The sequence below is a fragment of the Erythrobacter alti genome (assembly GCF_037996805.1).
GTDB lineage: Bacteria > Pseudomonadota > Alphaproteobacteria > Sphingomonadales > Sphingomonadaceae > Alteraurantiacibacter > Alteraurantiacibacter alti.
Genome location: NZ_JBBNAX010000001.1, coordinates 142,272 through 154,792 on the forward strand (window position 1 = coordinate 142,272; position 12,521 = coordinate 154,792).

The following is a 12,521-nucleotide window of genomic DNA, read 5'->3' on the forward strand; positions in this document are numbered from 1 at the left end:
TCGCGCTGAGTTGTCTACCTTTCCACGCCTAGCCGCCCCAGAAGGGCAATTTGGCAATATCGATCACCGTCACGAACAGCATCAGTGCCAGGACTATGGCCATACCGGTGCGGAACGCGAGTTCCTGACTGCGAGCGCTGGCAGGTTTGCGGCGAATTGCTTCAACCGCGTAAAACGCCAGATGTCCGCCGTCGAGGGCGGGGATTGGCAGCAGGTTAATGAATGCCAAGTTAATTGAAATCAGCGCGGCGAAAAACGCGAAGGACTCAATTCCAAGGCTCAAGCGCTCACCGGAAAACTTGGCAATCGTGATCGGTCCGCCAAGCTCTGTAACAGAGCGACGACCGCTGATTATCTGCCAGATGCCGGTGACCATCATATCCAGCACCTGCCAGGTCTGCGTGGTCGCCAGAGAGAAGGATTCGAGCGGTCCGACCGGCACGAATTCGCGGCTTTGCGACCCTATGCCGATGCGCCCGACCTTGAACCTGTTGCCGAAACGATCGCTTTCATCGACCGATGCAATGGTGAAGGAATAAAGCAGTCTTTCGCCATCGCGGTCGACCGTGACGTCGATATCATCATTGGGATAGGGCGCGACCAGCGATGCGATCTCGCTGAAATCCTCGATCGGCTTGCCGTCTACAGAGATGATACGGTCGCCTATTTCCAGCCCCGCCTCGGCCGCCACGCCTTCTTCCTGCAGCACCTCGATGACGGGCGGTGAAACGCCGCGGCCGTAGATCATGTTGAAGCTGGCGAGGATGGCGATTGCGACGAGGAAATTGGTGACCGGTCCAGCGGCCACGATCAGGGTTTTCTGCCACAAGGGCCTGGTCTGGAAATGGTCCGGCCCAGCGGGCGCATCGAGATCGGGCACGCTGGCGGGGTTCATGTCACCCCTGAACTGGACATAGCCGCCAAACGGCAGCGCAGAAAGCTTCCAGCGGGTGCCGCGCTTGTCGGTATAGCCTGCGATTTCCTTGCCGAAGCCGACCGAGAACGCCTCTGCGCCGACGCCGAACCAGCGCCCGACCAGATAGTGGCCAAGCTCGTGCAGAACCACGAGCGGCCCCAGCATCAGCAGGAAGCCGACAATATACATCCAGAACGGCAGGCTTTGAATTTCCACTCAGGCAGGCTCCAACATGTGCATCGCGCGTGTTCGTGCCTCGGCATCGACAGCCAGCACGGCGTCGAGCGTTTGGGGCGCGTCGGGCGCGTAATTGTCGAGGGTTCTGGCAGTAATTGCCGAAATTTGCGTGAACTTGACCTGACCGGCGAGGAAAGCCGCCACCGCGACCTCGTTCGCCGCGTTGAGTACGGCAGGTGCCGCCCCGCCCGCGTGCGCCGCCTCTCGCGCTAGTCTGGTGGCAGGGAAACGCTCCTCATCGGGAGCGAAGAAGGACAATTCGCCGATCTCGGTGAGGTCGAGCGGTTTGCAATTGGTGTCCATCCGCGCCGGATGCGCCAGCGCAGAGGCGATAGGCACACGCATGTCACTCGGCCCGAGCTGGGCGAGCGTCGAGCCGTCGCGATATTCGACCATCGAGTGGATAACGCTTTGCGGGTGGACGACGATGCGCAGCCGGTCCAGCCCCACAGGGAACAGGTGGTGCGCCTCGATAAATTCCAGACCCTTGTTCATCATGGTGGCGGAATCGACGCTGATTTTCGCGCCCATGTCCCAGTTGGGATGCGCCACCGCCTGCGCGGGCGTTGTCGCATCCAGTTCGGCGTAGGACTTTGTGCGCAGCGGGCCACCGCTGGCGGTCAGCGTGATCCAGCGTACATCCTCGACAGCATTGCCCTGGAGGCACTGGAAGATGGCGTTGTGCTCGGAATCGACCGGCAGCAGCGTGGTGCCGTGCTGCGCGACCTTGGCGGTCATGACCTCGCCAGCCGAAACCAGCGCTTCCTTGTTGGCGAGCGCGACTGTGTTGCCTTGCTCGATCGCCGCCATGGTAGGCGCAAGTCCCGCGCAGCCGACGATTGCGGCAACCGTTATGTCTGCGGGGCGCGAGGCAGCTTCGCACAAGGCCTGCGCCCCACCCGCTGCTTCGATGCCGGTGCCCGAAAGATACTCGCGCAGTTCTTCAAGAGAGCTTTCGTCGCCAACGACCGCAACCTCTGCGCCGAATTCACGCGCCAATTCTGCCAGCTTCTTCGCAGCGCAGTTCGCCGTGAGCGCGACGACGCGCCATTTCCCGCGCTCACCACGGATCAGGTCGAGCGTCGAATCACCGATGGAGCCGGTCGCGCCGAGGATGGAGATTGAGCGGGTCATGGATGCACACGGTACCACAATTCAGCCGAAACGATGGCTACGGGCAAAAGGCCGTCGATCCGGTCCAGCACGCCGCCATGGCCAGGGATCAGATTGCCCGAATCCTTGATGCCCGCACGCCGCTTGAGCCAGCTTTCGAAGAAGTCGCCTGCTTGCGCTACCACAGCGAGGCCCGCGCCGATTGCGAGCGCGGCAAGGCCCATGACGGACATTGCGTCAGGCCCGACGTTCGAGGCAAAAAATGCCAGTGAGACAAGGCCGGCGGCGATCATTCCGCCGCCCAGGCCCGCCCATGTTTTCGAAGGGCTGATGCGCGGCGCGATCTTCGGTCCGCCAATCGCTCGGCCTGAGAAATACGCGCCCGTATCGGTCGCGATCACGATGGCCACAACGCCCAGCACCACCGCTTGCGGTAGCAGGGCCAGAGCGGTCGCGCCCCAGCCGAGGTAGAGCACACCTCCGATAATAGTCCCGGCTCGGGCAAGATTGTTCGACGAAATGCGAGTAGCGATCCGCCAGAATTCGTAAACACCGACCAGCGCGATCACCGCGACAAGCGCACGCCACCACCAGCCGCCCAGCCACAGGGCAAGCCCCGCAATGGTTACCATCACAAGCGCACTCGCCGCACGTTTGGGAAGATCGCTGGTCCGCACCGAAAGCGGGACGGTGACGAGCCTCTTCATACCCGCCTTCAGCCGGTCACGCCTGCGCTCTGGCGGGATATCAGCGCCCTCCATAGCGGCGCTCCCTCTTGGCGAAATCCTCACAGGCGTCGCGCAGATGAGCCTCGTCGAAATCGGGCCACAGCACATCGAGGAACAGCATTTCGGCATAGGCCGCCTGCCACAGCAGGAAGTTGGACAGGCGCACTTCGCCACTGGTGCGGATCAACAGGTCGAGCGGCGGGAGGTCTGCGGTGTAGAGGTGCTTTTCAATGCTTTCAGGATCGATGGCACCATCTTCAGCCGCGCGCCGTGCGGCGCGGGCGATTTCCTGTTGCGCTCCGTAGTTGAGCGCCACTGCCAGCGTGCGCTCCCCGCCCTTAGTCCGCTCAAGCGCATCTTCGAGCTTCGTGACAATATCGGGCGCAAAGGCCTTGTAATCGCCTATGATCTTGAGCCGGACCTTCCGCTCGATCATATCCTTGAGGTTGGCTTCGATAAACCTGCGCATCAGGTTCATCAGGTCGGAAATCTCATCCTCGTCCCGCTTCCAGTTCTCGGACGAGAACGCATAAAGCGTCAGGCACTCCAGCCCGAGAGTTTCCGCCGCCTGCACAGTCTTGCGTACGGCTTCTCCGCCCTGCTTGTGACCGAGCGCACGCGGAAGGCCGCGCTTCTTTGCCCAGCGGCCATTGCCGTCCATGATGATGGCGACATGACGGGGATATGATGGATCTGGCACCCGAAAATTCCCGCGACGCCTACTGCGTCATGATTTCCTTTTCCTTCGTCTCTGTCGTGGTGTCAGCTTCGGCGACGAATTTGTCGGTCAGTTCCTGGACTTCGGTTTCGAGGCGCTTGCGTTCGTCTTCCGAGATTTCCTTTTTCTTCTCGTCTTCCTTCAGCGCCTCATTGGCATCGCGACGAACGTTGCGGATGGCGATCTTGGCCTTTTCGGCATAAGTGCCAGCGAGCTTTGCCAGCTCCTTGCGTCGCTCCTCGTTGAGGTCGGGCATGGGCAGGCGGATGGTCTGGCCGTCGGTCATCGGGTTGAGCCCGAGATTGGCCTTGGTGATGCCCTTTTCCACCGCGCTAACATTGGCCTTGTCCCACACCTGCACGCTGAGCATCCGCGGTTCGGGAGCAGAGACGGTGGCCACCTGGTTGAGCGGCATCATCGAGCCGTAGACCTCGGCCACGACCGGATCGAGCAGAGCGGTGTTGGCGCGCCCGGTGCGCAGGCCACCCAGATCGCCCTTCAGGCTCTCAACCGCGCCCTGCATCCGGCGCTCGATATCGGCCTTGTCATATTTCGGCATCGTCTCAGTCCTTCTGTACTATCGTTTGAACGCCCTCGCCCGCCAGCACGCGCGCGACGTTGCCCCTTTCGCGGATCGAGAACACCACGATGGGGATATCGTTGTCGCGGCACAGTGCCACAGCGGATGCATCCATCACCCTCAGATTGTCGGCAAGCACCTTGTCATAGGTAACGGTGTCGAACCGCTTGGCATCTGGATTTCTCTTGGGATCGGAATCGTACACGCCATCGACGCTGGTGCCCTTGAGCAGCGCGTCGCAGCGCATTTCGGCAGCGCGCAGCGCGGCCCCGCTGTCGGTAGTGAAATAGGGCGCGCCGACACCGGCGGCAAAAATCACGATGCGACCCTTCTCGAGGTGCCGCTCTGCCCGGCGGCGGATCACCGGCTCGCACACCTGGTCCATCTGGATGGCGCTCTGTACGCGGGTGTGAACCCCGATCTGCTCGAGCGCGCTCTGCATGGCCAGAGCATTCATCACCGTCGCGAGCATCCCCATGTAATCGGCCTGCGCACGGTCCATCCCCTGAGCCGCGCCCGCCATGCCGCGGAAGATATTGCCGCCGCCAATCACGAGACAGATCTGCAGCCCCGTGTCGCGTGCAGCCTTCACCTCTTCGGCAAGGCGCGCGACGTAGGCGGGGTCGATTCCATACTCCTGCTCGCCCATCAGCACCTCGCCCGAAAGCTTGAGCAGGATACGCTTGGAGTTGGGCAGCAGCATGTGGTGGTGGTCCCTCTCGGTCGGAGCAGAATACGACAGTTCGCGCGGCTTTAGAGCGCAAGGGCAGCGAAGCCAAGGGTTTGCCGGTGCTTTTGCCGATGTGGCTTGCCCGGAGCGAAGCACATAGGCGGGACGCCAAGTTGCCCCCCACCCCGTCCGACCATCAAAAAGGCCGCCGGAGCGCTAACTCCGGCGGCCTTTCGAAGCCTCAATGGCGAGAGCGATCAGCCGCCGACGGCAGCCGCAACTTCTGCCGCGAAATCGCTTTCTTCCTTCTCGATGCCTTCGCCGAGCTGGAAGCGGACATAGTCCTTCAGCACGATGGACGTGCCGGCTTCCTTGCCAGCGGCTGCAACCACGTCAGCGATGGGCGTCTTGTTGTCCATCACGAAGACCTGGCTCAGCAGGGCGTTTTCCTTGGCGTATTTCTTGACTGCGCCTTCGACCATCTTTTCCTGCACGTTTTCGGGCTTGCCGCTTTCGGCAGCCTTTTCGGCAGCGATCTTGCGCTCACGCTCAATGATGTCGGCGTCGAGGTCTTCGGCGGTCAACGCCTGTGGGAAAGCCGCGGCGATGTGCATGGCAAGCTGCTTGCCGAGCGGTTCGAGAACGTCCGCACCCGCTTCGCTTTCCAGCGCAACGAGCACGCCGATCTTGCCGAGGTTCGGAGCCTGCGCATTGTGCATGTAAGGCACGATCACGCCGTTGCTGACGGTGACGCTCTTCATGCGGCGAACCTGCTGGTTCTCGCCGATGGTGGCGACGTTATCGGTCAGCTTGTCCGAGACGGTACCGCCATCGGGATAGGCGGCAGCCTTCAGCGCGTCGACATCGTCCGAATCCTGTGCCAGCGCGACGTCGGTCGTCTTGCGCACGAAATCCTGGAACTTGTCGTTCTTGGCGACGAAGTCGGTTTCGGAATTGACTTCCACCGCAACACCCTTGGTGCCGGTCACAGCCACGCCCACGAGCCCTTCGGCGGCGGTACGGCTGGACTTCTTCTGCGCGGTGGCGAGACCCTTGGCGCGCAGCGCGTCAACCGCGGCTTCGATATCGCCGTTTGCGGCTTCGAGTGCCTTCTTGGCATCCATCATGCCCGCGCCGGTCTTTTCGCGCAGGGACTTCACGTCGGAAGCGGTAAAAGCTGCCATTGGTTTATCCTTTTTGAAATTGATCAGGCACCGGACCTCTAGGGTGAGGACCGGCGCGATATGAGAGAGAGATGTAGCGCGCGGCTGGCAATTCAACCGCGCGCTTCATCACATTCAGGCGTCGGCCTTGGGCTCTTCCTTGGCAGCTTCCTCGGCGGGAGCGGCTTCGGCGGCAGGCGCTTCTTCGGCAACCACGGCTTCGGCAGGCGGTGCGTCCATGGCGCCGACATCGGCACCCGAATCAACCACGCCCTTGTCCGAACCGGCGGTTGCGGCCTTGGCAATCGCGTCGCAATAGAGGCGAACAGCGCGGCTCGCATCGTCATTGCCGGGGATCGGGAAGGAGATGCCTTCGGGATCGACATTGGTGTCGAGCACGGCCACGACCGGGATACCCAGCACGTTGGCTTCCTTGATCGCCAGGTCTTCCTTGTTGGCGTCGATCACGAACATCACGTCGGGCACGCCGCCCATGTCGCGGATGCCGCCGAGCGAGAGTTCCAGCTTGTCCTTCTTGCGGGTAAGCTGGAGGACTTCCTTCTTGGTAAGGCCGCCGGTGTCGCCCGAAAGCTGCTCTTCAAGCGACTTGAGTTCGCGGATCGAGCCCGAAATCGTCTTCCAGTTGGTGAGCATGCCGCCCAGCCAGCGGTGGTTGACGAAGTGCTGGCCGCAAGCGCGTGCAGCTTCGGCAATCGGCTCCTGCGCCTGACGCTTGGTGCCGACGAACAGCACCTTGCCGCCGGCGCGAACGGTCTGCTGGACGAAATCCAGGGCGCGCGCAAACAGCGGAACGGTCTGCGAGAGGTCGATGATGTGGACACCGTTGCGGCTGCCGAAAATATACGGCTTCATGCGCGGGTTCCAGCGGTGGGTCTGGTGGCCGAAGTGTGCGCCGGCCTCGATCAGATGCTGCATCGTGACGGTGGGACCCGCCATAAGAAATTCCTTCCGGTTATACCTCTGGATAGCGGGGAACCGGCCGCGACCTTCTGAAAGACCGCAGGCGGCACCGGTATGTGTGCCATCCATGTGAATTTGCCGAACGCGCAAGCTGCGGGAATCGCAGAGAGCTGACCGGCGCGTGCGCCTCTAGACGAGCCGATAGGGAAAAGCCAGCGCCAATTGCGGGATTCCTCGTTCTATAGCGCACGAGTGGAACACAATGAGAACAAAATGCTTGACGCGGCGGAACAGAGGTGGAACAAACCATGCATCAGGGGCGGAAACAGGAACTTCCGGCCGACTCGAAGCTTTATCCTCCAGCGGCACGCCGCATCGCAAAGGACATTCGATATGACGCTGGCAATTGCGATTTCACTGTTTTTCGGCCTCGTAGCCGCATTTTCGCTGACCTCTTGCTACGCCTCGCTGCGCAAGGCGCTGGTTCATTACCATGCTATCCGGGCCGAACTCAGTTCGTTGGATCGTGCGGAGGCATTGCGCGATCGTGCTGTTCACCTTCCGGTTCGCCGCCCACGAGAGGCGTTTGCACGGGCTCTTGCGGTCTAGCTGTCGCACGGCGCTCTCGCTTGACCTTCTGGTAGCGTACGATGCTCCAGGCGATCAGGCTGAGATAGATCACCCCGATCAGCACCAGCGTCCACCACGTCTCCAGCAATAGTCCGCCAACCAACAATCCGGCGACCGCTATCGTCGCCAGCTTCAGATTCCCCTTGGGACGAAGCGATTTCCAGCTTGGCGTTGCGACATTCGACACCATCATCACGGCAACAAGGATCAGCCAGGGCCCGACGAGCCATGGGTCACGGAAGATCGGCTCATCCGTCGCCAGCCACAGATAGATTGGCATGAAGGCGAAACCCGCACCCATCGGTGCAGGAACACCGGTAAGGAAACCGGCAGACTTGTGCGGCTGGTCCTCGACATCGATCTGCGCATTGAACCGCGCCAGACGCAGCGCGCAGCAAATTGCGTAGGCCAGTGCCGCCAGCCAGCCGAGGCGTGGCAGCTCCACCAGCGCCCAAAGATAGAGGACAAGCGCCGGCGCTATGCCGAAACTGGCCGAATCCGAAAGGCTGTCCAGCTCCGCGCCGAAACGCGACTGTGCCTTCAGCAACCGCGCAACACGCCCGTCCATCATGTCGAGCACGCCTGCAATGATCATGGCAAAGACGGCCTTGTCCCATTGCTCGGCAATCGCGAACAGGATGCTCGTCAAACCCGAACACAAGGCTGCAGCGGTGATGGCGTTGGGAAGCACGGCGCGCATCGAAAGGCCCCTGCCCGCGCGTGAACGCGTCACATGCTCATGCTCGCTCGCCTTGGGACCAAGCCATGCCGGGCCGGGCGTGGCAGTCGCCTCGTCATCGAATTCGTCATCATGTCGGTTCACTGGCTAACGCCCTCCAGCAGGCCTTGTTGCCCGATCTCCGCCAGAACCGTCTCGCCTGCGATAACGCGCTGGCCGAGCAGTACTTTCGGCTCCGTCCCGGCGGGTAGGTACACGTCGACGCGGCTTCCGAAGCGGATCAAGCCCACGCGCTGGCCGGCCGCGACTATATCGCCAGGCTTGATAAAGGGCACGATGCGACGCGCGACCAATCCGGCGATCTGGGTGAAGCCAATGCGGGTGCCGTCGGACCGTTCGACAAGTATATGCTGGCGTTCGTTTTCGTCGCTCGCCTTGTCGAGATCGGCATTCATGAAGGCGCCCGGGATATAGACGATGCGCCGCACTGTTCCGGCAACCGGCGAGCGGTTGATATGTACATCGAACACCGACATGAAAATCGAGATGCGCGTGACAGGTTCCGTGCCGAGCCCCTGCCCGCCATCACCGTCGCTACCCTGCAATTCAGTAGGAGGCGGCACCTTCGCGATCAGTGATATCTGACCGTCTGCAGGCGACACGATAAGATGATCGTCCTGCGGAACGACACGTTCGGGATCACGGAAGAAGGCGAACACACCGCCAGCCAGCGCCAGCAGCGGCCAGCCGATCAGTTCCCAGTCGAAAATGACAAGGAACATCAGCGCTATGCCGACCGCCGCAATGCCGAACTTGCGTCCTTCTGGATGGATTGCGGGAAGACCCCATTCGGCGTCTCCGCGCCCACGATTGTCTCTTAATTCTCCGGCCATTTGTAACTTCTAGGCGCTGTGCAGCGCGCTCACAAGCGTGCAATGTGGCGCAATTCGTGGATAGCGCAGCCTAATCCCGCCAATCACTCCATTGAGAAATCGAAAGGAACGCCGCTTTCGCGGAAGCGCGCGGGCACGATTTCGCGGCCCATGGGCGGGGCCGAACGCGCTATGCAACGCGGCCGATGGCACAGGCGACAAGCCACGCCGATCGGCATCGGATCATGTCCTTGCAGTGATGCTGCATACGCCAGCCTGTCGAGATGCGTCGCCGAACAGGCAATCGCGACGGAGCGCGTTACGCTGGCGGCCCCAACACCGCCTCCGCCTCCGCGCACCGTGCGCGCGATGGACACATAGCGTTCGCCATCAGGCAGCTCGATCAATTGCGCGTCGACTTCGCCGGGCCGTTCAAAAGTGTGGTGTACGTTCCACAACGGACATGCCCCGCCATGGCGCGCGAAGGGGAATCCTGCTCCGTCGAGCCGCTTCGACACGTTGCCCGCACGGTCAACGCGCAGGAAGAAGAACGGCACGCCCTCCTCGCCCGGCCTCTGCAAGGTAGTCAGGCGGTGCGCAGCCTGTTCGAAACTGACGAGAAAGCGCGAGCACAGCGCTTCCACGTCATAGCCCAATTCCTTCGCCGCGCGCGCAAAGGCGCGGTGCGGCATCAGCAAGGCAGCCGCCCAATAGGATTGCAGCGCGCGCCTGATCAGCCGCTTGCCATCCTCGCTAGCAATACGACCCTCGGCGATTATCCCGCCGATGACCTGATCCTGCTCCAGTATCGCGATTTGCAAGGCGGCCTGGAAGCGGCGGCCAGCGTAGTCGAGCCGCTCGGCAATATAGATCCGGCGACGGTGATAGTCGTGCCAGCGCAGCGCGCCCTGCAGTAGCCCATCATCGGTCAGCCTCAGTTCGAGCTGGTGGTTCTCGGCCAGATGGTCACGCATGGCCTCATATGAATCGAGTTCGCGCGCGGCGGCGCTGGCGCTGTCGTCTAGCTCGGGGAAGCAATTGCGGCGCGCGGCGAGAAATGCACGGGCCTCCCCTACCGGATCGCTCGCTCCTGGCGCACTGTCAGCAACGCCCTCGCCAGTGTCGCGGCGTTCGGCGAGCGCCAGTTGCTCTTCACCAAAGGCCGTGTGCAACCGCAGCAGCGCCTCTGCCATGCCCGGATAGCTGGTCGCGATGTCCTGAATGTCGAGCGGCTCGATCGCGATATCGGCAAAGATCGGGTCACGCAGAGCACCCTGCAGGCGAACGGCAGTTTCGTCCGCATCCTCATCGGCCAGCGTGCCGACATCGATGCGATAGGTTGTTGCCAGCTTGATGAGCATCTCGGCCGTCACCGGACGCTGGTTGCGCTCCATCAAGGCGATATAGCTGGGCGATATCTCGAGATCGTCCGCCATGTTGGCCTGAGTCAGACCCAGTTCGCGACGCAGTTTCTTGAGCCGTGGGCCGAGATACAGCGCTTTACCCGCCATCGTCATTTTCACCTTCATCCGCGCGCGGAAGTGCGCTCCTTACAACTTTACATACATTTTTTGTAAAGTTTGACAATATGACACTTCCAAGGGCGACGAATCTCAACTCGGAAGGCAGACAGGCTCCAGAACACGCATTTTTACCACTTGGAGCTGCTATGACCTATTTCGCCGAAATCCACCGTCAGACGGGAATCAAGCACCGCGAAGGTGCCACGTGGCAGGGTATCGATCCTGAATTTGCCGCACGCCTGCGCTTGCAGAACCGTTTCCAGAACGGCCTCGATATTGCGCGATATACTGCCAAGATCATGCGCGACGACATGGATGCCTATGACAAGGACCCGGCCGCCTACACGCAGTCGCTGGGCTGCTGGCACGGATTTATCGGCCAGCAGAAGATGATCTCCATCAAGAAGCATTTCGGGACCACCAAGGGGCGCTACCTCTATCTTTCGGGATGGATGATTGCCGCCCTGCGCAGCGAGTTTGGCCCCCTGCCCGACCAGTCGATGCACGAAAAGACCAGTGTTCCCGCGCTTATCGAGGAACTCTACACCTTCCTGCGCCAGGCCGACGCCCGCGAACTGGGCGGCCTGTTCCGTGAACTGGACGCTGCGCGGGAAGCCGGTGACGAGACCGCCGCCGCCACAGCTCAGCAGGCGATCGACAATCACGAGACTCACGTTGTGCCGATCATCGCCGATATCGATGCAGGCTTCGGCAATGCCGAGGCGACTTACCTGCTCGCCAAGAAGATGATCGAAGCGGGCGCCTGCGCCCTGCAAATCGAGAACCAGGTGTCGGACGAAAAGCAGTGCGGCCACCAGGATGGCAAGGTCACCGTTCCGCATGAGGACTTCCTGCAGAAGATCCGCGCGATCCGTTACGCCTTCCTCGAACTCGGCGTTCCCGAAGGCATTATCGTTGCCCGCACCGACTCGCTTGGCGCAGGACTGACGAAGCAGATCGCTTACAGCAAGGAGCCGGGCGACCTCGGTGACCAGTACAACAGTTTCCTCGATTGCGAGGAAGTCGATCCGGCTGATCTTGGTACGGGAGAGGTGCTGATCAGCCGCGAGGGCAGGCTTTTGAAGCCGAAACGCCTGCCCTCGAACCTGTTCCAGTTCCGCCCCGGAACCGGCGAGGATCGCTGTGTGCTCGACTGCATCACCGCATTGCAGAACGGCGCCGACCTGTTGTGGATCGAAACCGAAAAACCGCATGTCGAACAGATTGCCGGCATGGTCGATCGTATCCGCGCGGTCGTGCCCAATGCGAAGCTGACCTATAACAATTCGCCCAGCTTCAACTGGACGCTCAATTTCCGCCAGCAGGTTTACGATGCCTGGGAAGCAGAAGGCCGCGATCTCAGCGATTTCGAACGCGATCGCCTGATGAGCGAGTTTTATGATGACAGCGATTTGGCGAAGGAGGCCGATGAACGCATTCGCACCTTCCAGGCCGATGCTGCCAAGCGTGCTGGCATCTTCCACCACCTGATCACGCTGCCGACCTATCACACGGCCGCGCTGAGCACGGACAATCTCGCCAAGCGCTACTTCGGCGAAGAAGGCATGCTTGGCTACGTCAAGCAGGTGCAGCGCGAGGAAATCCGCCAGGGCATTGCCTGTGTGAAGCACCAGAACATGTCGGGATCCGACATCGGTGACGACCACAAGGAAGCCTTTGCCGGCGAAGCGGCTCTCAAGGCCGGCGGCAAGAACAACACGATGAACCAGTTCGCGGCCTGATCGGGCGCGGACACTATCGAAGGAGACTT

12 protein-coding genes are annotated in these 12,521 nt (G+C 61.5%); 1 reads left to right on the forward strand and 11 read right to left on the reverse strand.

What is annotated here, in order from left to right; genetic code table 11:
• Positions 1-28: 28 nt before the first annotated feature.
• The 11 genes from rseP to AAC850_RS00710 all read right to left on the reverse strand — a co-directional run bounded on the left by rseP (position 29) and on the right by AAC850_RS00710 (position 10,738).
• Entirely contained in the window at positions 29-1,132 is a 1,104-nt protein-coding gene (rseP, locus tag AAC850_RS00660; RefSeq protein WP_340586381.1) for an RIP metalloprotease RseP, read from the reverse strand.
• The gene (locus tag AAC850_RS00665; RefSeq protein WP_340586384.1) at positions 1,133-2,287 is read right to left on the reverse strand and encodes a 1-deoxy-D-xylulose-5-phosphate reductoisomerase; all 1,155 of its coding nucleotides are present in this window, start codon (positions 2,285-2,287) and stop codon (positions 1,133-1,135) included.
• Positions 2,284-2,973, reverse strand: a complete 690-nt coding sequence (locus AAC850_RS00670) for a phosphatidate cytidylyltransferase (RefSeq protein WP_422723172.1) — start codon at positions 2,971-2,973, stop codon at positions 2,284-2,286. The genes AAC850_RS00665 and AAC850_RS00670 overlap by 4 nt, the downstream gene beginning before the upstream one ends.
• Before the next feature lie 40 nt (positions 2,974-3,013).
• A complete protein-coding gene (gene uppS, locus AAC850_RS00675; protein ID WP_340587218.1) occupies positions 3,014-3,655 on the reverse strand; it encodes a polyprenyl diphosphate synthase in 642 nt (213 codons plus the stop codon).
• A gap of 58 nt (positions 3,656-3,713) precedes the next feature.
• The gene (frr, locus tag AAC850_RS00680) at positions 3,714-4,271 is read right to left on the reverse strand and encodes a ribosome recycling factor (protein WP_340586389.1); all 558 of its coding nucleotides are present in this window, start codon (positions 4,269-4,271) and stop codon (positions 3,714-3,716) included.
• Between the two features lie 4 nt (positions 4,272-4,275).
• Entirely contained in the window at positions 4,276-4,995 is a 720-nt protein-coding gene (pyrH, locus tag AAC850_RS00685; RefSeq protein WP_340586392.1) for a UMP kinase, read from the reverse strand.
• A gap of 224 nt (positions 4,996-5,219) precedes the next feature.
• Positions 5,220-6,146 carry a translation elongation factor Ts gene (tsf, locus tag AAC850_RS00690; protein ID WP_340586395.1) on the reverse strand — a complete coding sequence of 309 codons (927 nt, stop codon included), beginning with the start codon at positions 6,144-6,146 and terminating at the stop codon, positions 5,220-5,222.
• 114 nt (positions 6,147-6,260) lie between these two features.
• Positions 6,261-7,082, reverse strand: coding sequence for a 30S ribosomal protein S2 (gene rpsB / locus AAC850_RS00695; protein WP_340586399.1), 822 nt, complete (start codon positions 7,080-7,082; stop codon positions 6,261-6,263).
• Between the two features lie 475 nt (positions 7,083-7,557).
• Positions 7,558-8,499 carry a CDP-diacylglycerol--serine O-phosphatidyltransferase gene (gene pssA, locus AAC850_RS00700; RefSeq protein ID WP_479691104.1) on the reverse strand — a complete coding sequence of 314 codons (942 nt, stop codon included), beginning with the start codon at positions 8,497-8,499 and terminating at the stop codon, positions 7,558-7,560.
• Positions 8,496-9,248, reverse strand: a complete 753-nt coding sequence (locus tag AAC850_RS00705; RefSeq protein WP_340586402.1) for a phosphatidylserine decarboxylase — start codon at positions 9,246-9,248, stop codon at positions 8,496-8,498. Before AAC850_RS00705 ends, pssA begins: the two co-directional genes overlap by 4 nt.
• Positions 9,249-9,331: 83 nt before the next feature.
• Entirely contained in the window at positions 9,332-10,738 is a 1,407-nt protein-coding gene (locus tag AAC850_RS00710) for a helix-turn-helix domain-containing protein (RefSeq protein ID WP_340586404.1), read from the reverse strand.
• A gap of 158 nt (positions 10,739-10,896) precedes the next feature.
• Between AAC850_RS00710 and AAC850_RS00715 the strand changes: the two genes are divergently transcribed.
• On the forward strand, positions 10,897-12,492 hold the full coding sequence (locus AAC850_RS00715; RefSeq protein ID WP_340586406.1) for an isocitrate lyase: 1,596 nt from the start codon (positions 10,897-10,899) through the stop codon (positions 12,490-12,492).
• Positions 12,493-12,521 lie beyond the last annotated feature (29 nt).

Excerpts from the sequence above, each read along its gene's own strand:
- AAC850_RS00665 (WP_340586384.1), bottom strand. The coding sequence starts at position 2,287 with ATGACCCGCTCAATCTCCATCCTCGGCGCGACCGGCTCCATCGGTGAT.
- AAC850_RS00670 (WP_422723172.1), bottom strand. The coding sequence starts at position 2,973 with ATGAAGAGGCTCGTCACCGTCCCGCTTTCGGTGCGGACCAGCGATCTT.
- uppS (WP_340587218.1), bottom strand. The coding sequence starts at position 3,655 with ATGGACGGCAATGGCCGCTGGGCAAAGAAGCGCGGCCTTCCGCGTGCG.
- frr (WP_340586389.1), bottom strand. The coding sequence starts at position 4,271 with ATGCCGAAATATGACAAGGCCGATATCGAGCGCCGGATGCAGGGCGCG.
- pyrH (WP_340586392.1), bottom strand. The coding sequence starts at position 4,995 with ATGCTGCTGCCCAACTCCAAGCGTATCCTGCTCAAGCTTTCGGGCGAG.
- tsf (WP_340586395.1), bottom strand. The coding sequence starts at position 6,146 with ATGGCAGCTTTTACCGCTTCCGACGTGAAGTCCCTGCGCGAAAAGACC.
- rpsB (WP_340586399.1), bottom strand. The coding sequence starts at position 7,082 with ATGGCGGGTCCCACCGTCACGATGCAGCATCTGATCGAGGCCGGCGCA.
- AAC850_RS00705 (WP_340586402.1), bottom strand. The coding sequence starts at position 9,248 with ATGGCCGGAGAATTAAGAGACAATCGTGGGCGCGGAGACGCCGAATGG.
- AAC850_RS00710 (WP_340586404.1), bottom strand. The coding sequence starts at position 10,738 with ATGGCGGGTAAAGCGCTGTATCTCGGCCCACGGCTCAAGAAACTGCGT.
- AAC850_RS00715 (WP_340586406.1), top strand. The coding sequence starts at position 10,897 with ATGACCTATTTCGCCGAAATCCACCGTCAGACGGGAATCAAGCACCGC.